This is a genomic window from Azospirillum doebereinerae (assembly GCF_003989665.1).
Lineage (GTDB): Bacteria > Pseudomonadota > Alphaproteobacteria > Azospirillales > Azospirillaceae > Azospirillum > Azospirillum doebereinerae.
The window spans coordinates 182510-201881 of the sequence record NZ_RZIJ01000015.1 but is presented as its reverse complement, the minus strand read 5'-3'; the positions used below and the strand labels follow the sequence as shown (position 1 = coordinate 201881).

Sequence of the window (19372 nt, the reverse complement as noted above, 5' to 3'; positions counted from 1 at the left end):
ACCGGGACGACCTTACGCAAAAAAAGGACTGTAGACCTATCATAAAAGCACGTGTCGCACTTCAGCTTGAATCTTTCGAGGGTGGGCTCCATCCTCTTTGCGTATGGTGATCACCATCAGCGTCTGAGGAGGCCGGACCGGCAGCCTGCGCGCTGCTGCCCCTCAGCACAGCGACGACAATGCGACGTCGCATAAGCAAAAAAGCCCTCCCCGCCCTATCTGGGCGGTGGAGAGCTTTTCTGTATACGTGTTGTTCCTCTTACGACGACAGCGTGGCGATCTCCCCGGCGCGCTTGGAGTTGGCGGCCGCGTGGTGGTCCTTGGCGAGGACCGTGTAGACCGCCGGCAGGACGAACAGCGTGAACAGCGTGCCGATCAGCATGCCGGCGACGATCACCAGACCGATGGAGAAGCGGCTGGCCGCGCCGGCGCCGGCGGCGGTCAGCAGCGGCACCAGACCCACCACCATCGCCGCCGTCGTCATCAGAATGGGACGCAGGCGCACGCGGGCGGCGTGCTCGATGGCGGTGCGGCGGTCGACGCCCTCGTGGATCTGCATCTCACGGGCGAACTCCACCAGCAGGATGCCGTGCTTGCTGATCAGGCCGATCAGGGTGACGAGACCGACCTGGGTGTAGATGTTCATGGTCGAGAGGCCGAAGAACAGCGGCAGCAGCGCCCCGCAGATTGACATCGGCACCGAGATCAGGATCACCAGCGGATCGCGCAGCGATTCGAACTGCGCCGCCAGCACCAGATAGATCACGATCAGCGCGAAGACAAAGGTCACCATCAGCTGGTTGCCCTCGGTCACGTATTGCCGCGATTCCGACAGGTAGGAGTGGTTGAAGCCGGCCGGCAGTTGGGCGCGCGCCTGCTCCTCCAGGAAGTCCACGGCCTGCCCGATGGTGACGCCCGGCATCGGCACGGCCGAGAAGGTGGCCGAGGGAAGCTGGTTGTACTTGTTCAGCGCGTTCGGCTCGGTCGCCGTCTCGATAGAGACCACGGTGGACAGCGGAACCTGCGCGCCGGTGCCGGTGGCAACGTAAAACTGGGCCAGATCCTCCGGCGTCAGGCGCTGGGCGCGCGGCACCTGGGGAATGACCTCGTAGGAACGGCCGTTCAGGTTGAAGCGGTTGACGTAGTTGCCGCCGACCAGCACCGCCAGCGTGTTGGCCACCGACTGCATGGTCAGGCCCAGATCGGCCGCCTTGGCGCGGTCGATCTTCAGCCGGATCACCGGGCTGTCGTATTGCAGGTCGCTGTCGGTGACGATGAACATGCCGCTCTTGTTCGCGGCCTCCTTGATGCGCTCCATCGCGTCGAAGATGGTGCGGTAGTCGCCGGAGCTGGAGATCACCATCTGCACCGGCAGGCCGCCGGTGGAGCCCGGCAGGGCCGGCGGCGACACTAGGAAGACGTTGAGGCCGGTGACCTTCCCCAGCTCCGCCTGGGCCAGCGGCTGGAGTTCCTTGGCCGAGCGGGTGCGCTCGTCCCACGGCTTCAGGATCATGCCGGCGAAGCCCTGGTTGAGCGTCGGCATGCCGGTCAGCACGAAGCGGGTGTCGGTCTCCGGGAAGGACTTGAAGGTCTCGTCGATCTGCTTGCCGAAGCTGTCGATGTAGTCGAGGTTGGCCGATTGCGGCCCCTTGGAGATGCCGAAGAGGATGCCCTGGTCCTCCTCCGGCGCCAGTTCCGACATGGTGTTGGCGAAGAGGTAGCCGACGCTCAGCAGGATGCCGAAGGCGAACAGCAGCGTCGCGGCGCGGTAGTCCAGCATGCCGGTCAGGCGGCGGATGTACCAGCCGGCCAGCCGGTCGAACTGGCGGTCGAGGAAGGCCGCGAAGCGCCCCTGGCTGCCGGTGCCCTTCAGGATGACCGAGCACATCATCGGCGACAGGGTCAGCGCCACCACCCCCGACACGATCACCGACGCGGCGAGCGTGAAGGCGAACTCGCGGAACAGCGCGCCGGTCAACCCGCCAAGGAAACCGATGGGGGCGTAGACGGCGGCCAGCGTGATGGTCATCGAGATGACCGGCCCGACGATCTCGCGCGCCCCGATGATGGCGGCGACGACGGGCGATTTCCCCTCCTCCAGGTGTCTATGGACGTTCTCCACCACGACGATGGCGTCGTCCACCACGAGGCCGATGGCGAGCACCATCGCCAGCAGGGTCAGCAGGTTCAGCGAGAAGCCCATCGCCAGCATGAAGGTGCAGGCGCCGACGATGGAGAGCGGGATCGTCACCACCGGGATCAGCACCGACCGGAAGGACCCCAGGAACAGGAAGATGACGACGATGACGATGGCGACCGCCTCGACCAGCGTCTTCACCACCTCGTCGATCGAGGATTGGATGAAGCGCGTGCTGTCGTAGACGATCTCCATCACCATGTTGGGCGGCAGGTTGCGCCGCAGCTCCGGCTCCATCTTGCGGATGTCGGCGACGATGTTCAGCGGGTTGCCGGTCGGCGTCGAATCGACGCCGATGAAGATGGCCTGCTGGCCGTTCATCGCCACGCTGGCGTTGAAGCTCTGGGCGCCCAGCTCGACGGTGCCGATGTCGCGCAGGCGGACCAGCGCGCCGTCCTTGGCCTTCACCACCATGTCGCGGAACTGCTCGACGTCGGTCAGGCCGGTGTTGGCGGTGATGTTGGTGACGACGAAGACGCCCTTGGTCTGGCCCGGCGCCGACTGGTAGTTGTTCGCCGTGATGGCCGCCGACACCTCGGCCGGCGCGATGTTGCGCGCCGCCATCTTCACCGGATCCAGCCACAGCCGCATGGCGAAGGTCTGGCCGCCCAGGATCTGGGCGCGCGCCACGCCCTCCACCGTCGACAGGTTGGGCTGGACGACGCGGGTCAGGTAGTCGGAGATCGCCGCCCCGGACAGCTCCGGGCTGGAGAAGCCCATGTAGAGGATCGAGGTCGTCTCGCCGGTCGATTTGAGGATGACCGGGTCGTTGGCCTCGCGGGGAAGCTGGTACTTCACCTGCTGGACCTTCGCCATCACGTCGGTCATCGCGACGTTGGGGTCGAAGTTCAGCCGGATGTAGGCGGTGACGACGCTCTGCCCCTGGGTCGAGGAGGAGGTCAGGTAGTCGATGCCCTCGGCCGACGACACCGCCTGCTCGATCGGCGTGGCGATGAAGCCCTGCATCAGGTCGGGCGAGGCGCCGGGATAGGCGGTGGTCACGGTGATGACCGTGTTCTGGAGCTGCGGGTACTGCCGGATCGGCATTTCCAGCAGCGCCCGCAGGCCGATCAGCAGGATCAGCAGGCTGACCACGACGGACAGGATCGGCCGGCGGATGAAGATGTCGGTGATGTTCATGGGGCCGGCCTCAGTTCTGCGGCAGGGTCTGCGGCGGAGTCAGCGGGTTGGTCTCCGCCGGGACCACCGCCGCGCCGTTGGCCAGCTTCAACTGGCCCGAGACCACCACGCGGTCGCCCGCCTTCAGCCCGTCGCGGATCTCCACCCGGTTCTGCGTGCGGTCGCCGACCTTGACCGGCGTGCGCTTGACGGTGAGCTGGTCCTTGCCGTCCTGGGTCTTCTCGTTGGTCGCGACGAAGACGCTGTCGCCGTAGACGGTGTAGTCCACCGCGGTCTCCGGGACGGTCAGCGTGTTGGGCTGCGGCGGCAGCACGACGCGGACGTTGGCGAACATGCCCGGACGCAGGGCGCGCTCGCGGTTGTCCAGCGTCGCCTGCACCTTGATGGCGCGGGTGTCGGCGGTGACCTGCGGCTCGATGGTGGTGATCGTCGCCTCGAAGTCGCGGCCCGGATGGGCGTCGGCGTTGATCAGCACCTTCTGCCCGACCGACAGCTTGGTCAGCGTCTGTTCGGGCAGCGAGAAGTTGACGTAGAGCTGCGACAGGTCGGTCAGCGTCACCAGGGTGGCGCCGGTGTTGACGTAGTCGCCGACGTTGATCTGGCGGATGCCGAGGTCGCCGTCGAAGGGCGCCTTGATCAGCTTCTGCCCGATCAGCGCCAGGGTGCGCTTGATGTTGGCGTTGTTCTCGTCGAGCTGGGCCTGGTACTGGTCGACGTTGCTCTGCGGCGTCGCCTGGCTGCGGCGCAGGTCGCGGTAGCGTTCCAGGTTCAGCTCGGCCAGACGGGCCTGGGCGCGCAGCGCCAGCAGGTCGGCCTGTTCGGTCGCGTCGTTCAACTGCACCAGCGGGTCGCCGGCCTTGACCCGCGCGCCCGATTCGAACGGGATCTGCATGACGCGGCCGGCCAACTCGGGGGCCACCGTCACCTGCCGGGCGGCGACCATCGTGCCGATGGCGCTGAGGTATTTCGGCACTGACTGGACCGTCGCCTCGGCGAGCGCCACCGGGGTCGGCGGCGGCTTGTTGTTGGCGAAGAAGTCGGAGATCGCCTTCGCCCGGAAGGTGTTGAAGCCGTAGAGAGCCCCGCCCAGCAGGGCCAGGATCACCACGACGATGACGAGACGGAACACCAGCTTGCCACGGGTGACCGGGCGGCGGGGCGGCGGCGGCGGAACCTGCCCGTGGCCCGGAGCGGCCGCTGGATGGCCGAACGACGTTTCGGTCTTGGGAGTGTTGTCCAGGGTCACGATCGGCTACTCCGGATAGTCAAGTTCTGTTTGGGATAACGGATTCGGATCGAAGGGCACATGGGGAAAACGGGCAGTCCGTTCATGGGCGGCGATGACGTCGTCGCGCAGGCCGAGGCCGCGCAGGATGAACCAGATGGTCTGGCGCGCCAGATCCTCCCGCCCGCAAGGGTAAGGGACGACCGATTGGCCGGACAGGCAGACCCACGCCATGGTGGTGCACAGGTGGTCGGCCATCCACAGCCCGTTCTCGGCCTCCACCGGCCCGGCGACCAGATCGCCCGCCGCCGCCGCCGCGTCGAAGGCGGCGGTGAAGGTCGGCAGGAAGCGCACGCGCAGGCCATCGTAGACGTGGCGCAGGAACTCCCCGTCCTCCAGCAGGCTGATGAGGGCGAGTCGGTGGCGCGCCCGCTCCTCCTCGCTGGCCGGCATCTCGATGACGAAATAGAGGACCAGCGCCTGGACGATCCGCACCAGCGTGGCGGTGGACGGCGGCAGGGTCAGCAGTTGGGCGTAGTCCGGATCCTCGTCGATGCAGGTCAGGACGATCGCCTCGTAGAGCGAGACCTTGGACGGGAAATGCTTGAAGATCAGTCCCTCGGACACGCCGGCGGCCTGCGCGATCTCCTTGGTCGTCGTCGCGGCGAAGCCCTTGCGCGCGAACAGCGGCAGGGCGGCGTCGAGAATCGCCTTCCGGCGAGCGGCGCTGTCGAGGCGGGGTGCCATCCGTGGGTTGGTCCATCCTAATAAGTGAGTGCTTACTTACTTTACCGGGACGGTATAGCGCCGGTGCGATACTCTGTCCAGCGCAACCATACGGGGACAAGGCCCATGGATGGAATCCCATGGGGGAATCGTCCACTGCGTGCCAAAATGCTCGGGGATCATCGCCCTTGCCGTGCAGCGACGAAGGATTTGGATGTGGCTTCCGTTCTCGACCTGATGCACGCCGGAGCGGCGGCGTTGCAGCGGCGCGACGTGTTCCAGGCGCAAGCCCGGCTGGAACAGGCGGTCGCTTTGGCGCCGGAGCGGGACGAGGCGTGGAACATTCTCGGCGTCGCCCGCATCACCGCCGGGGACGCGTTGCGGGCCGAAGCCGCCTTCCGCCACGCGGAGGCCCACGCGCCCGGCAACCCGGCCTACCCGCGAAGCCGGGCCGAGTCGCTGCGCCGGCTGGGCCGCCCGGCCGACGCGGTCCGGGTGCTGGAGGACGCGGTCCGCCGCGGCGCGCTGTCCACCGATCTTGCCTGCGATCTGGCGGATTTGCGGCTGAGCCTGCGGGGGCCTCGGGCGTCGGAAGCCGCCTACCGCTTGGCGCTGCTGCTGACGCCCGACCATGGGCGCGCCATCAACAACATGGCCGAGGCGCGGCGCAAGCCGGAGGCGGGGCTACCGGCCGGGGAGGTCGTGTCCGCGTTCCACCGCTTGGCCGTCCTGCGCGGCACGGCGGTCGCCCGCGCGGGCTTGGCCAACGCCCTGCTCGACGCCGGACGTCCGGACGAGGCGGAGCGGGAGGCGCGGGCCGCTCTGCGCCTCCAGCCCGGCGAGGCCGCCGCTCTCGACGCGCTCGGCGGGGCGCTGATCCACCGCCGCCGGCATGGCGAGGCGGCGGCCGTTCTGCGCAAGGCCATGGCGCTGACGCCCGACCGTGCCGAAGCCTGGGCGAATTTCGGTTTCGCCCGGTTGAACCAACACGCGGACGACACCGAGGCGGCCTTTCGCCGCGCCATCCGCCTGCGGCCCGATCTGGCCGAGGCGCATGTCGGGCTGGGCACCGCGCGGATGCTGGACGGGCGTCTGCGGGAGGGCGCGGCCTCCTACGAATGGCGGCTGCGACTCCCCGCCTTCCAGTCGCCCCGGCGCTTCGACCGGCCGGTCTGGGACGGGCGGATCCGACCGGGCGCGACGCTGCTGGTCCACGCGGACCGGGGGTTGGGCGACGCTTTTCAGTTCATCCGCTACGCGCCGTCTCTGCGCGCCGCCGGCATGCGCGTGGTCTTCCATGGCCCCGGCACCCTTCTAGAGCTGTTCCGTGCCTCCGGCGTGGCGGATCAAATCCATGATGCCGACGGCCCCCTGCCCGTCCACGACCTCCACATCGACGTGATGAGCCTGATCCACGCGATGGGGACCGAGTTGGACAGCGTTCCAGCCACGGTGCCCTACCTCGTGCCGCCGGAGGAACGGAGCCGGCGCTGGGCAGGCCGGCTGGCCGAATTGCCAGGGCTGAAGGTCGGCCTCGTCTGGGCGGGGTCGGTGCAGGTCTACGCCCCCCAGCGGTCGCCGCGCCTGCGGTCCGTGCTGCCGCTGATCGGCCTTCCGGGGACCACGACGGTCGGCTTGCAGGTCGGACAGGGCCGGGACGATCTGAAGGGCATCCCCGTCCCGTCTCTCGTGGATTGGGGCGCGGAGGTGAGGGATTTCGCCGACACCGCCGCCATCATCGCCGGACTCGACGTGGTGGTCAGCCCCTGCACGTCGGTCACGCATCTGGCGGGCGCGCTGGGGCGTCCGCTGGCCGTGCTGCTCGACCAGGGGGCGGAATGGCGCTGGTTGCGGGCGCGGACCGATTCGCCCTGGTACCCGACCGCGACCCTCTACCGCCAGACGGAGGCGGGCGACTGGACGGGGCCGGTGGAACGGCTGCGGCGGGATCTGCTCGCTCTCGCCGAACGCCGCGCCCGTGAAGGATGAAAGCCCTCCCCTTTCCATTCTTCGCCATTCTTTGAAGCTGTTGGGAAGCGGCTGCCCGTTTCCCCGGCCTCGCTTCCGGCCTTACTCTGGACCGACGAGCGGACCCATGTCCGATCCAAGGGGAGAGCGAGAGAGCGATGGAACCCATCCTGTGGGAGTGGATCAACACGGTGGCGCGGTGGCTTCACGTCATCACCGCCATCGCCTGGATCGGATCGTCCTTCTACTTCATCCATCTCGACGCCTCGCTGCGCCGCCGAGCGGGCGCGCCGGCCGGCACGGCGGGCGACGCGTGGCAGATCCACGGCGGCGGCTTCTACCACATGACCAAATACATGGTCGCACCGCCGCAGCTGCCGGAGGATCTGACCTGGTTCAAGTGGGAATCCTACGCCACCTGGATCAGCGGCTTCTTCCTGATGTGCGTGCTGTACTACCGGGGCGCCGACCTGTTCCTGATCGACCAGGATGTGATGGCGCTGGCGCCCTGGCAGGCCGTCGCCGTCAGCGTCGGCGCGCTGGCGCTGGGATGGGTCGCCTATGACCGCATGTGCAAGTCGCCGTTGGGCCGCAACGACGCGGCGCTCGCCGTGGCGGGCTTCATCCTGCTGGTGGCGACGGCCTGGGCGATGACGCGGATCTTCAGCGGGCGCGGCGCCATGCTGCAGATCGGCGCCCTGATGGCCACCATGATGGCGGCCAACGTCTTCCTGCTCATCATCCCCAACCAGCGCAAGACCGTCGCCGCCATGCTGCGCGGCGAGACGCCCGACCCGTCGCTCGGCAGACAGGCCAAGCAGCGCTCGCTGCACAACAACTACCTGACCCTGCCGGTGGTCTTCCTGATGATCGCCAACCATTACCCGCTGGTCACCTCGACCCGCTACAACTGGGTGATGGTCGCGCTGGTTCTGGTGGTCGGCACGGCGATCCGCCACTTCTTCAACAGCCAGCACGCCGGCAAGGGCTCGCCCTGGTGGACCTGGGGCGTCGCCGTCGCCGGCATGCTGGTCGCCGTGTGGCTCAGCGCCTTCGGCCCCGCCCTCCCCGCCGGTTCCGCCGCCTCCCTCGCGCCGCCGACCAAGGTCAGCTTCAACCAGGTGGAGGAGATCGTGCTGTCCCGCTGCAGCATGTGCCACGCCGCCGAGCCGGTGTGGGACGGCATCGCCACGCCGCCGCGCGGGGTGGTGCTGGACAGCGAAGCGGCGATCCGCCGCCACGCCACCGAAATCCGCTTGCACGCCGGCCTGAGCCGCGCCATGCCCCCCGCCAACGTCACGCAGATCACACCGGACGAGCGCGCCATCCTGGCCGCATGGTCGGGCGACACCGCGCGCTGACGACAACGGAGCCGACCGCCTGATGACCAGCCCTTCCGACAAGACCGTGACCGCGATCCGTGGCCGTCTGCTCAGCTTCCGCCACGCGCCGGCCGGGCCGGGCGACGGCGGCAGCCACCGCTACCTCGCGGACGGGCTGGTCCTGGTCGAGAACGGCCGCATCGCCGCCGTCGGCGATTACGCCGACCTGTGCGGCCAACTGCCCGAGGGCGTGGCGGTCGACCACCACCCGGACGGGCTGATCCTGCCCGGCTTCATCGACACCCACATCCACCTGCCCCAGACCCAGGTCATCGCGTCCTACGGCGCGCGGCTGCTCGATTGGCTGGAAAAATATACCTTCGTCGAGGAGCAGAAATACGCCGACCCGGCCCACGCGGCGGCCGGCGCCGCCTTCTTCCTCGACGAGTTGCTGCGCAACGGCACGACGACGGCGGTCGCCTACGGCTCCGTCCACCCGCAATCGGTGGACGCCCTGTTCGCGGAGGCCGAGCGGCGCGGCGCCGGCATGATCGCCGGCAAGGTCATGATGGACCGCCATGCCCCCGCCGCCCTGACCGACAGCGCGGAAAGCGGCTACGCCGACAGCAAAGCGCTGATCGAGCGCTGGCACGGGCGCGGACGGCAGCGCTACGCGGTGACGCCGCGCTTCGCCATCACCTCGACCCAGGCGCAGTTGGAGGCGGCGGGCGCCCTGCTGCGCGAGCATCCCGGCATCCACATGCAGACCCACCTGTCGGAGAACGCCGAGGAGATCGCCACCGTCCGCCGCCTGTTCCCGGCGGCCCGCGACTACACCGACGTGTACGACCGCTTCGGTCTGCTGGGGCCGACCTCGCTGTTCGGCCATTGCATCCACCTGTCGGAGGAGGAGATGCTCCGCCTGTCGGACAGCGGGTCGGTCGCGGTCTTCTGCCCGACCTCCAACCTGTTCATCGGCAGCGGGCTGTTCGATCGGGCGGCCTTGGCGCGGGAAGACCGGCCGGTGCGGATCGGGCTGGCGACCGACGTCGGCGGCGGCACCAGCTACTCCATGCTGCGCACGGCGGGGGAGGCCTACAAGGTGCTGCAGCTGAACCGCCAGAACCTGTCCGCTCTGGCCGCCTTCGACCTGATGACGCGCGGCAACGCGGCGGCGCTGGGGTTGGAAAGCGAGATTGGGATGCTGGAGCCGGGCCGCTGGGCCGATCTGGTGGTGCTCGACCCGCGCGCCACCCCGGCCATGCGGCATCGCATGCAGACGGTGGGCGGCGATCTGGAGGAGGAGCTGTTCATCCTGATGACGCTCGGTGACGACCGGGCGGTCGCGGCGACCTACCTGCGCGGCAGAAAAGCGCAGGAGCGCCAAAATCCTTGACCCTAACCCCAACCGCCTGTAGGTGTTTGCGCGTCATTGGGGAGTAGCCACCCTCCGGCATCGGTGAGGGGTTCGTGTCAACAGACTTGGACGGTTGGGCCTTCGGGCTGGACCGCCATGGCACGGACAGTGGTCTTCGGACCGGCCAGGCGAGACCAGTGGAACAGACATCTCCCCGCCAACCGGAGTCCGTCTGTATCCACTGAAATCCGGTTGGCCAAGGATATGTCGATGATCGGGACCTCCCTGGCGCTCGCCTTCAGCCTTTCCATGGATTCCTTCGCCGCCGCCTTGGGGCGCGGCGCCTGCTCGCGCCGTCCGGGCCTGCCCGAAGCGGTGCGCGTCGGCGCGGCCTTCGGCGTCGCCCAATGCGCCATGCCATTGATCGGCTGGGGCATCGGCATCGCCTTCGCCAGCCTGGTCGAGGCGGTGGACCATTGGATCGCCTTCGGCCTGCTGCTGGCGGTCGGCGGGGCGATGCTCCGCAACGCCATCATGGACGGCGAGGAGGCGGACGAGGATTGCGGCCCGGTCCGCTCGGCGCGCGGCGAATGGCTGGCGCTGATGACCACGGCGGTCGCCACCAGCATCGACGCGGCGGCGGTCGGCGCCGGTCTGGCGCTGGTCGACGTGGACATGGTGACGACGGCGGCGCTGATCGGCGCCGTGACCTTCGCCGTCGCCTTCGGCGGCGTCCTGATCGGGCGCGCCGCCGGCACCAAGCTCGGCCGCTGGGCGGAAATGGCCGGCGGGCTGGTGCTGATCGGGCTGGGCGCGAAGATCCTGCTCGAACACACGATCGGCTGATCGGGACGAGAGACAAAGGGGCGGCAACCAACCGCCCCGCCAAGCGTTTGTCTTGGCGATGGACACCGCAACCCCCTCCCCCCTTCCCCCGCAAGGACCGTCTCCGCAAGAGGAGGCCGCCTACGCCGGGCTGATCCACGTGTCGGACGACGAACCCGGCATCCGCCGCCGCCGGGCCGGCAAGGGCTTTTCCTACCGCTGGCCCGACAAGGCGCCGGTCACCGAGGAGGACACGCTGACCCGCATCGCGCGGCTGGCGATCCCCCCGGCCTACCGGGACGTCTGGATCTGCGCCGACCCGGACGGCCATCTCCAGGCCACCGGACGCGACGCGCGCGGGCGCAAGCAGTACCGCTACCACCCGCGCTGGACCGAACTGCGCGAAGGCACGAAATTCGGCCGCATGCTGGAGTTCTGCCGCGCCCTGCCCGGCCTGCGCGAAAAGGTGAACGGCGATCTGGGCTTACGCGGCCTGCCGCGCGAGAAGGTGCTGGCCGCCGTGGTGCGGCTGCTGGAAACCACCCTGATCCGCGTCGGCAACGAAAGCTACGCGCGCGAGAACCAGAGCTACGGCCTGACCACCCTGCGCGACGGCCACACGGAGATCGACGGGTCCGAACTTCGCTTCTCGTTCAAGGGGAAGTCCGGTAAGGCGTGGAACGTAACCTTGCGCGACCGGCGGCTCGCCCGCGTGGTCCGCGCCTGCCGCGACGTGCCGGGGGACGAGCTGTTCCAATACGTCGACAAGGACGGCGGCCGCCACGCGGTGACCTCGGGCGACGTGAACGCCTACCTGCGCGCGGCGACCGGCGAGGACTTCACCGCCAAGGACTTCCGCACCTGGGCCGGCACCGTGCTGGCGGCGATGGCGCTGACCGAGTTCGAGAGCTTCGACAGCGCCGCCGCCGCCAAGCGCAACGTCACCCGCGCCATCGAGCAGGTGGCCGCCCGTCTGGGCAACACGCCGGCCGTCTGCCGCAAGAGCTACGTCCACCCGGAAATCCTGGGCGCCTATCTGGAGGGCAACCTGCTGACGGCGCTGAAGACCGAGGTGGAGGCGGAACTGCGCGACCAGTTGTCCGGCCTGGACGCCGAGGAGGTCGCCGTGCTCGCCTTCCTGCGCGAAAGGCTGGCGCGGGAAAGCGCCGCTCGGGAAAGCGAGGGCGCGCGGCGGCGCAAGACGAAGGGCGGTTGAGTTCCGCCCCGCTTGCCCCCTCCCTATCCCTCCCCCGCCTTTGGCGGGAGAGGGCATCGGATGCTTGTCAAAGGGCGGCGGCAGTCCCCTCTCCCGCAACGCGGGGGAGGGCTAGGGAGGGGGCCAACAACAGAGGCGTCCGCAATCCTGTCAAACCGCCTCCGCCGTCTCGGCCACCGGCAGCAGACGCCGCAGCACGAGGCAGACGAGGTCGCCGGCCACGCCCTCCGGCCCGGCATGGGCCTGGACCGAGCGCAGCACCAGCTCGGCGCGGTCACGGGCCGACATGCCCCGGCTCTGCTGCAGCAGGGCGATCAGGCGCTCCTCGCCGAAGGGCACGCGCTGGGCGTCGGCGGAACGCAACACGCCCTCGGTGCACAGGAACAACGAATCGTCCTGCTGGAGCGTCGCCGTGCCTTCGGCGTAGGGCGCGCCCTTGCGGACGCCCAGCGCCGGGCCGCCGGTCTCGGTCAGCGGTTCCACCGTGCCGTCGGACTGGACGCGGCAGGCGCCACGATGCCCGGCGGCGGCGTGGCGCAGGCTGCCGCTCGTCCGGTCGTAGACGGCGACGAAGGCGGTGGCGAAACCGTTGAAGGGGCTTTCGTCGCACAGCCGGTCGTTGGCGCCGGCCAGGATCGTAGCGGGGCTGATCCCCGGACGCGCCAACTCGCGGATGGCGCCGCGCACCATCAGCATCAGGAAGGCCGCCGGCACGCCGCCGCCCGACACCCCAGCGGCGACCAGCAGCGTGGTGGTCTCGTCCAGCTCGATCACATCGTAGAAGTCGCCGCTGACCGCGTGGGCGGGGACCAGCGCGCCGAAGAACTGGCTGTCGCGCCCGGCGGGAAGCTGGCGCGGCAGCAGGTTGGCCTGCACGTCGCGAGCGACCCGTTGCTCCTCTTCCAAAATGTGCTCGGCGACAGCGAGCTTTTCGGTCTTGCTCTCCAACTCCACATTGCGCAGAAGAAGCTGGGAGTCCAGCGTCTCCTCGCGGGCGGTGGCCTCCATCGCCATGCTGCGGAAGACACGCGACAGGCGGCCGAACTCGTCGTCGCGCGCGGTCGCCTCGTTGAGGGTGAAAGGATTGAAACGCCCAGCCTCCACCGCCTTGACGGCTTCGCTCAACCGTTCGACCGGGTCCATCTGGTTGCGTGCGAAGCGGATCGCGGCGTAGCCCCCGATGCCGAGCACGAGGACGCCCAGCAGCCCGGCGATCTTCAACTGGCGGTGCAGCAGAACCGCCGGCTCGTTGCCCGACAGGCGGACAACCGCCACAGCCGGGGTGCCCTGCCCGTTTGCCGCCCCAGCGGCGACGCGGATCGGCGCAAGCCCCAGCAGGTTGTCGCCGTCGGCCACCACCCGCAGGTCGCCGCCGGCCGTGGCGACCGCCTTGGCGGCCTCGGTCCCGAACTCCGACAGCGGGCCGCCCCCGGACTCGCCGATCACCGCTCCGCGCGCCACCACCCGGCCCTCGCGGTCGAGCAGCCACGCCGCTTCCACCGCTCGGGTCGCCAGCATCGCGTCGATCAGCCCGTCGGCCCCGGCCTTCTTGGCGATGTCGGCCAACCGCCGCACATCCGCGCCGACCTGGACGATGCGCGGCCGGTCCACGCCGGCAACGCCGGCGAACTTCATCAGCTTGCCGCCCTCGACCGCCGCCTCCGACACCAGCGAGGCCGGCGACCGGTTCAGCAGCCCGGTGTAGGCGGCGTGGCGGGGGGCGGTCTTGGAATCCTGGCCGAACAGCGGGTCGGGGCCGGCAAGATTGTGGAGATAGGCGCGGCCCCGGTTGTCGGTGACCCACATCTCCTCCGGCCCGCCCTGATCGGCGATCTGCTTGAGGCGCTCGTTGATCGGCTTGGGCGCCAGCTTGGCCGTCTCGGCGAGCGCCACCAGATGCGCGGTCAGGGTCGCTTCGGACAGCAGCCGTTCGCCCAGCAGCGCCTCCACCTCCTGCGGGATGTCGCGCGCCTGGGCGGCGGCGCGGGCCAGCAGGCCGGCGGCCATGCGGGCGTCGGTCTCGGTGCGCGACGACAGGGCGCCATGCGTCGTCCAGGCCAGCACGGCGGTGACCGCGAGCACCGCCAGAACCACAAGCCCGCTGACCAGCAGGATCAAACGCTGTTGAAACGTCATGGGAAAGCGCCCGTCTTTTGCCTGTTCCCCTCCGCTTCTACCGGTGCCGCGCCGCCCTGTCCAGGGATGGGGGGCCGCACCCGTCGCACGGCGCAAGAATGAGAGCGGGGCGCCTTATTATCTTTTTGGTAACCGGGCCGTCTCTAGATAGAAACGACCCCTTGCCTTGACGGGTGCCGTGCCATGCCGATGAATGTCCTGGAAATCGCCATCTACGCGATGGTCCTCAGCGCCCAACAGCCGCGCCCCTACGAGTGCGTGGCCGTCCAGCCCGAGGGCGTGAACTGCACCAACGGCCTCGCCGCCCAGAACGACGGGCCGCATCTCCTGTTCAACACCGGCATCGTGGTGCGCAAGGACAACCAGGGCCGGGTCACGTTGAGCAACGGCATGAAGACCCGCTTCGATTCCACCGCCTGGGTGGCCTTCGAGGACGGTGGCGGCAAGCCGGTCGTCAGCGTGCGCAAGACCGGCCCGCTCCGCTTCAAGTTCTCCAACGGCTACATCTGCGAGGCGATGGGGCCGGCCGGGGACATGGCGCGCTGCCACCGCCCGGCCTGACCCTCCGCCCGATCTTTGTTCCCTGCCGGTCAGCGGCGCAGGCCGCGCCGTTCCAACTCTTCCTCCATCGAACGGCGGTCGCGCTGCATCTGGCGCTGCTCGTCGACCAGCCGGTCGTACTGGTCGCGCAGGTCGCGGTCGGAGTAGCGGCGGTACGGCCCGGCGGAAGCGGTGGTGCGGCTGTCCCCCGACGACCCTTCGTAGCGGCGGTCGGTCCGGTTGCCGTCCTGGTCCTGGGGGTAGCTGTTCGGGTTGACCGCCTTGTTCAACTGGTCGAGCGCCCCACCCCACCCGCTGTTGTTGTTCTGCGATTGGGCCAGCACCGGCGAGGTCAGGGCCAACACAGTGGCGGTGGCCAAAACGATTCCACGCATGCGACACACTCCCTTGAACGGTTGTCCTTTGCGGGTACAACCATCCGGAGGGCAAAACGTCACGCGGGCGACGGTCCGAGCCGGTCGCGGCCGTGGGGAGCATCGAGATCCAGCGCCGGCCCCTTGGGCACGATGCCGGTCGGGTTGATGGTCGGGTGGCTGCCGTAGTAGTGCCGCTTGATGTGGCCGAAATCGACCGTCGCGGCGACGGCGGGCGTCTGGTACAGGTCGCGCAGGTAGCCGGACAGATGCGGGTAGTCGGCGATCCGCCGCCGATTGCACTTGAAATGCCCGACATAGACGGCGTCGAAGCGCACCAGCGTGGTGAACAGGCGCCAGTCGGCCTCGGTCAGCCGGTTGCCGACCAGCCAGCGTTGCGTCGCCAGACGCTCGTCCAGTTCGTCGAGCGCGGCGAACAGCGCGTCGAAGGCGGCTTCGTACTTGTCCTGGGCGGTGGCGAAGCCGGCCTTGTAGACACCGTTGTTGATCCGGTCGTAGACGAAGGCGTTGGTGCGGTCGATCTCCTCCAGCAGCTCCGGCGGGCAGTAGTCGGCGCGCCGGTCGGTGAAGGCGTCGAAGGCGCCGTTCAGCATGCGGATGATCTCCGCCGACTCGTTGTTGACGATGCGGTTGGTCGCCTTGTCCCACAGGACGGGCACGGTCACCCGGCCGCTGTAGTCGGGCTTGGCCTTGGTGTAGACCTCGAACAGGCGGCTGGCGCCGGTGATGGGATCGGGGGTGGTGAAGGTCCAGCCTTCCGCCAGCATCAGCGGATCGACGACGCTGACGCCGATGACGCTCTCCAACCCCTTGATGGCGCGGAAGACCAGCGTCCGGTGCGCCCAGGGGCAGGCCAGCGACACGAACAGGTGATAGCGCCCGGCCTCCGCCGGAAAGGGCGTCGAGCCGTCGGCCGACACCCGGTCGCGGAACTGCGCCTCGGTGCGGACGAAGGCGCCGCCGGTGCTCTTGGTGTCGTACCATTGGTCGTGCCAACGGCCGTCGATCAGCAGGCCCATCGCCCCCTCCCCTTTCCGGAACAGACAGTCGAGGCCCCCGCCCCGGTCGGACCGGGGGCCGTTGTGGCGGTTCAGCCGTGCAGCTTGGCCGTGATCTCGGCGACGTGGCGGCCCTGGTAGCGGGCGCCCTCCAGCTCGACCGCGCTCGGCTGGCGCGAGCCGTCGCCGCCGGCGATGGTGCTGGCGCCGTAGGGCGAGTTGCCCATCACCTCGCTGACCCCCATCTGCCCCTGGAAGGAGTAGGGCAGACCGACGATCACGAAGCCCAGATGCAGCAGCACGATGTGGGTGCTGAGGATCGTGCTCTCCTGCCCGCCATGCTGGGTACCGGTGGAGGTGAAGACGCTGCCGACCTTGCCGACCAGCGCCCCCTTGGCCCACAGACCGCCGGTCTGGTCGAGGAAGTTCTTCATCTGCGCGGTCATGTTGCCGTAGCGGGTCGGCGTGCCGATGATGATGGCGTCGTACTGGGCCAGCTCGTCGACGGTCGCGACCGGCACGTCGCTCTCGTCCTTGTAATGGGCGCTCCGGCGAACGGCCTCGGGCACCAGCTCGGGAACGCGCTTGACGGTCACCTCGGTGCCGGCGACCGAACGGGCGCCCTCGGCCACCGCGTTGGCCATCGTCGAGACGTGACCCCAGCTGCTGTAATAGAGAACCAGAACCTTCGCCATCGTCGCCACTCCCTGTTGGTTGGTGCGTGTCGGTTGGCGCGACCGGCCGTGCCGGGCGCGATGACCGAAGAGATAGTGCCTGGAACGGCTTCTGGTAATCCTGCGTCTTGGCATTGGATTGTTTCCGGGTGTACAACAATGCCATGGATCGCCTCGACGACATGCTCGCTTTCATCAAGGTGGTGGACACCAAGAGCTTCACCGCCGCCGCGGACCGGCTGAACCTGTCCAAATCCGTGGTCTCCCGCCGCATCGGCGAGTTGGAGAACCGGCTGGGCGCCCGGCTGCTCAACCGCACCACCCGCAAGCTGAGCCTGACCGAGGTCGGCCAAGCCTATTACGAGCGCTGCACGCGCATCCTTGCCGATCTGGAGGAGGCCGAGCAGGCGGTCGCCGACCTGCACGCGGCGCCGCGCGGCCGGCTGCGGGTGAACGCGCCGGTCAGCTTCGGGGTGATGCATCTGGCGCCGGCCGTCGCCGAGTTCCTGGAGCGCTACCCGTCGATCGAGATCGACATGGACCTGAACGACCGCTACGTCGATCTGGTGGACGAGGGCTACGATCTGGCGATCCGCATCGGGCGGCTGCGCGACAGCTCGCTGATCGCCCGGCGCTTGGCCCCGGCGCGGACGGTGCTGTGCGCCAGCCCGGCCTATCTGCTGGCGCACGGCACGCCGCGGACGCCCGAGGACCTCGCCAACCACCGCTGCCTGATCTACACCAACCTGCCGACGCCCGACGTCTGGCCGTTCCAGGTCGGCGGCGAGACCCGCAACGTGCGGGTCTCGGGACCGCTGCGCGGCAACAACGGCGACCTGCTGCGCGAGGCGGCCATCGCCGGGATCGGGATCGTGCTGTCGCCGACCTTCCTGTGCGGCGACGCGCTGGCGTCCGGCCGGCTGCTCAGCTTCCTGGCGGAGCATGTGCCGTCGGAAGCCAGCGTCAACGCGGTCTACCCGCAGAACCGGCATCTGTCGCCGAAGGTGCGGGTGTTCGTGGATTTCCTGGTGGAACGCTTCGGGCCGCGCCCCTATTGGGACTGCGCGCTGCTGGAGACGTTGCAGCCGGACGGGATCGAGGTTGTGGGTGCGGGGCACGTCCTGCCCCCACCCTAACCCTCCCCCGCTCTCTCGGGAGAGGGAAATCCGCCGAATTCCCGCAAAGCTCCCGTCCCCTCTCCCACGAAAGCGGGGAAGGGGGCATGCGCCTACGAAGACGACGGCGTCGGCCGGCGGCGGGAGCGCAGGTTCAGCGCGGTGATGAAGTTCGGCTGCTGGTTCACGACCGGCCCCTGCGGAACCGGCTTCTTCGGCGCGGTCGCCAGGAAGCCGCCGACCCGCGCGCGCAGATCGACCGCGCCGTGTGCGGCGTTGTCGGCCGAGGCCGCGACCTGACGGCGGACCTGCGGATCCAGCGTGTTGAAGGCGCGCGACGCGAACTCGAAGGCCGGCTGGGATTTGGTGGCGATGACCTGCCGCAACGCCTTGGACACCAGGACCGTGTCCAGCCCCCCCGGCCCGTCGACGCCGTCCAGCACGTCGGCCAGGATGCCGATGGCCTGAAGCGTGCGGTGGTCATCCAGAGAAAGGTCGAAAGCGTCCATACCGGTCATTCCGATCGTCGCGGGCGAGGAAGGCGAAGCCCCCAGGGGCACCCGGATTGGCGATACCCTGAATCATAGTGACTGCGCCACCGTCTGGCAATGAGCGCGCCCCGGGGAATTGCCCCGCCGCCGCGATTCAGCTTCGGTTCACCAAGGCGACGCCGGCCACCGCGACGCCCATGCCGAGCAACGCCACCGCGCCCAGCCGCTCGTCGAACAGCGCCCAGGCGACCAGGGTGGTGACCGGCGGTGTCAGGTAGAACAGGCTCGACACCTTGGCCGCGGCCCCCCGGCGGATCAGCGCGAACAGCAGGAAGATGGCGCCGACCGACAGCACGAAGCTCAGCCACAACAGGGCGAAAACGAACTCCCCCGTCCACTGGATACGCATCGTCTCGGTCAGCGGGGCGGCCACCGCCAGCACCAGCGCCGTCGCCGCGTACTGGATCGCCGTGCCGCTGCGGAGGTCCATCGCCGCCCCGTGGCGCTTCTGGTAGAGCGTGCCCAGCGTGATGCCGACCAGCGCCGCCAGGGCGTAGCCCAGCCCCACCAGATGCTCGGCGTCGACGACGAACTTCTCGCGCACCACCAGCCCGACCCCGGCCAGCCCGAGCAGCAGCCCAGCCCATTGCCGCCCGTTGACCCGCTCGCCCAGCAGCGGGCCGGACAGCGCGGCGATCAGCAGCGGCTGGATGCCCACGACCAGGGCTGTCACCCCCGCCGGCAGCCCGTGCGCGATGGCCAGGAACACGCCGCTGAGATAGACGCCGTGGACCAGGAGCCCGGCGAGCGCGATGCGCCCGGCCGCCGCCCAGCTCTTCGGCCAGGGCGCCCTCGTCGCCACCGCGACCAGCGTCAGGACCGCCGCGACCAGCGCCAGCCGCACCAGCAGGAAGGTCAGCGGCTCGACGTAGGGAAGCCCGTATTTGGCGCCGATGAAGCCGGTGCTCCACAGCAGCACGAAGACGATCGGCATCGCGCGCAGCCAATCCCGGCCGCGCGCCGTTTCCTCGGTGGGCATGAAAGGCG

General features: G+C 69.2%; 16 protein-coding genes and 1 riboswitch. Of the genes, 7 read left to right on the top strand and 9 right to left on the bottom strand.

Annotated features, from left to right (window positions below; translation table 11 throughout):
- Positions 1-259: 259 nt before the first annotated feature.
- The 3 genes from EJ913_RS18990 to EJ913_RS18980 are packed head-to-tail and all read right to left on the bottom strand — an operon-like array spanning position 260 to position 5309.
- Positions 260-3337, bottom strand: a complete 3078-nt coding sequence (locus tag EJ913_RS18990; protein WP_127000722.1) for a multidrug efflux RND transporter permease subunit — start codon at positions 3335-3337, stop codon at positions 260-262.
- A 10-nt stretch (positions 3338-3347) separates the two neighbouring features.
- On the bottom strand, positions 3348-4583 hold the full coding sequence (locus tag EJ913_RS18985; protein WP_238518913.1) for an efflux RND transporter periplasmic adaptor subunit: 1236 nt from the start codon (positions 4581-4583) through the stop codon (positions 3348-3350).
- A 6-nt stretch (positions 4584-4589) separates the two neighbouring features.
- A complete protein-coding gene (locus EJ913_RS18980; RefSeq protein WP_127000720.1) occupies positions 4590-5309 on the bottom strand; it encodes a TetR/AcrR family transcriptional regulator in 720 nt (239 codons plus the stop codon).
- A gap of 195 nt (positions 5310-5504) precedes the next feature.
- Here EJ913_RS18980 and EJ913_RS18975 point away from each other — a divergent pair, with 195 nt between their 5' ends.
- The 5 genes from EJ913_RS18975 to EJ913_RS18955 all read left to right on the top strand — a co-directional run bounded on the left by EJ913_RS18975 (position 5505) and on the right by EJ913_RS18955 (position 11976).
- A complete protein-coding gene (locus EJ913_RS18975; RefSeq protein WP_185909844.1) occupies positions 5505-7277 on the top strand; it encodes a tetratricopeptide repeat protein in 1773 nt (590 codons plus the stop codon).
- A 137-nt stretch (positions 7278-7414) separates the two neighbouring features.
- Positions 7415-8617, top strand: coding sequence for a urate hydroxylase PuuD (locus tag EJ913_RS18970; RefSeq protein ID WP_127000716.1), 1203 nt, complete (start codon positions 7415-7417; stop codon positions 8615-8617).
- A 22-nt stretch (positions 8618-8639) separates the two neighbouring features.
- Complete coding sequence (guaD, locus tag EJ913_RS18965) at positions 8640-9974, top strand: guanine deaminase (protein WP_127000714.1); 1335 nt, start codon at positions 8640-8642, stop codon at positions 9972-9974.
- Between the two features lie 26 nt (positions 9975-10000).
- A riboswitch (yybP-ykoY riboswitch) is annotated at positions 10001-10148 on the top strand.
- A 57-nt stretch (positions 10149-10205) separates the two neighbouring features.
- Positions 10206-10781: a manganese efflux pump MntP gene (locus EJ913_RS18960; protein ID WP_127000712.1), complete on the top strand. Its 576-nt coding sequence runs from the start codon at positions 10206-10208 to the stop codon at positions 10779-10781.
- A gap of 58 nt (positions 10782-10839) precedes the next feature.
- A complete protein-coding gene (locus EJ913_RS18955) occupies positions 10840-11976 on the top strand; it encodes a DNA topoisomerase IB (protein ID WP_127000710.1) in 1137 nt (378 codons plus the stop codon).
- Between the two features lie 150 nt (positions 11977-12126).
- Here the strand turns inward: EJ913_RS18955 and EJ913_RS18950 are convergent, their stop codons facing one another.
- On the bottom strand, positions 12127-14112 hold the full coding sequence (locus EJ913_RS18950; RefSeq protein WP_127000708.1) for a PP2C family protein-serine/threonine phosphatase: 1986 nt from the start codon (positions 14110-14112) through the stop codon (positions 12127-12129).
- Positions 14113-14295: 183 nt separating this feature from the next.
- On the opposite strand from EJ913_RS18950, the gene EJ913_RS18945 reads away from it, so the two are divergent.
- Positions 14296-14673 carry a hypothetical protein gene (locus tag EJ913_RS18945; protein ID WP_127000706.1) on the top strand — a complete coding sequence of 126 codons (378 nt, stop codon included), beginning with the start codon at positions 14296-14298 and terminating at the stop codon, positions 14671-14673.
- 29 nt (positions 14674-14702) lie between these two features.
- Here EJ913_RS18945 and EJ913_RS18940 read toward each other — a convergent pair whose 3' ends face one another.
- The 3 genes from EJ913_RS18940 to wrbA form a co-directional block, all read right to left on the bottom strand.
- Entirely contained in the window at positions 14703-15047 is a 345-nt protein-coding gene (locus EJ913_RS18940) for a hypothetical protein (protein ID WP_127000704.1), read from the bottom strand.
- A gap of 59 nt (positions 15048-15106) precedes the next feature.
- Positions 15107-16066: a glutathione S-transferase family protein gene (locus EJ913_RS18935; RefSeq protein WP_127000702.1), complete on the bottom strand. Its 960-nt coding sequence runs from the start codon at positions 16064-16066 to the stop codon at positions 15107-15109.
- A 71-nt stretch (positions 16067-16137) separates the two neighbouring features.
- Entirely contained in the window at positions 16138-16740 is a 603-nt protein-coding gene (gene wrbA / locus EJ913_RS18930) for an NAD(P)H:quinone oxidoreductase (protein WP_127000700.1), read from the bottom strand.
- Between the two features lie 143 nt (positions 16741-16883).
- Between wrbA and EJ913_RS18925 the strand changes: the two genes are divergently transcribed.
- A complete protein-coding gene (locus EJ913_RS18925) occupies positions 16884-17855 on the top strand; it encodes a LysR family transcriptional regulator (RefSeq protein ID WP_127000698.1) in 972 nt (323 codons plus the stop codon).
- Between the two features lie 92 nt (positions 17856-17947).
- On the opposite strand, the gene EJ913_RS18920 is transcribed toward EJ913_RS18925, so the two are convergent.
- Positions 17948-18343: a hypothetical protein gene (locus EJ913_RS18920; RefSeq protein ID WP_127000696.1), complete on the bottom strand. Its 396-nt coding sequence runs from the start codon at positions 18341-18343 to the stop codon at positions 17948-17950.
- A gap of 136 nt (positions 18344-18479) precedes the next feature.
- Entirely contained in the window at positions 18480-19364 is an 885-nt protein-coding gene (locus tag EJ913_RS18915) for a DMT family transporter (protein ID WP_127000694.1), read from the bottom strand.
- Between the last annotated feature and the right edge of the window lie 8 nt (positions 19365-19372).

Excerpts from the sequence above, each read along its gene's own strand:
- EJ913_RS18990 (WP_127000722.1), bottom strand. The coding sequence starts at position 3,337 with ATGAACATCACCGACATCTTCATCCGCCGGCCGATCCTGTCCGTCGTG.
- EJ913_RS18980 (WP_127000720.1), bottom strand. The coding sequence starts at position 5,309 with ATGGCACCCCGCCTCGACAGCGCCGCTCGCCGGAAGGCGATTCTCGAC.
- EJ913_RS18970 (WP_127000716.1), top strand. The coding sequence starts at position 7,415 with ATGGAACCCATCCTGTGGGAGTGGATCAACACGGTGGCGCGGTGGCTT.
- guaD (WP_127000714.1), top strand. The coding sequence starts at position 8,640 with ATGACCAGCCCTTCCGACAAGACCGTGACCGCGATCCGTGGCCGTCTG.
- EJ913_RS18960 (WP_127000712.1), top strand. The coding sequence starts at position 10,206 with ATGATCGGGACCTCCCTGGCGCTCGCCTTCAGCCTTTCCATGGATTCC.
- EJ913_RS18955 (WP_127000710.1), top strand. The coding sequence starts at position 10,840 with ATGGACACCGCAACCCCCTCCCCCCTTCCCCCGCAAGGACCGTCTCCG.
- EJ913_RS18950 (WP_127000708.1), bottom strand. The coding sequence starts at position 14,112 with ATGACGTTTCAACAGCGTTTGATCCTGCTGGTCAGCGGGCTTGTGGTT.
- EJ913_RS18945 (WP_127000706.1), top strand. The coding sequence starts at position 14,296 with ATGCCGATGAATGTCCTGGAAATCGCCATCTACGCGATGGTCCTCAGC.
- EJ913_RS18940 (WP_127000704.1), bottom strand. The coding sequence starts at position 15,047 with ATGCGTGGAATCGTTTTGGCCACCGCCACTGTGTTGGCCCTGACCTCG.
- EJ913_RS18935 (WP_127000702.1), bottom strand. The coding sequence starts at position 16,066 with ATGGGCCTGCTGATCGACGGCCGTTGGCACGACCAATGGTACGACACC.
- wrbA (WP_127000700.1), bottom strand. The coding sequence starts at position 16,740 with ATGGCGAAGGTTCTGGTTCTCTATTACAGCAGCTGGGGTCACGTCTCG.
- EJ913_RS18925 (WP_127000698.1), top strand. The coding sequence starts at position 16,884 with ATGGATCGCCTCGACGACATGCTCGCTTTCATCAAGGTGGTGGACACC.
- EJ913_RS18920 (WP_127000696.1), bottom strand. The coding sequence starts at position 18,343 with ATGGACGCTTTCGACCTTTCTCTGGATGACCACCGCACGCTTCAGGCC.
- EJ913_RS18915 (WP_127000694.1), bottom strand. The coding sequence starts at position 19,364 with ATGCCCACCGAGGAAACGGCGCGCGGCCGGGATTGGCTGCGCGCGATG.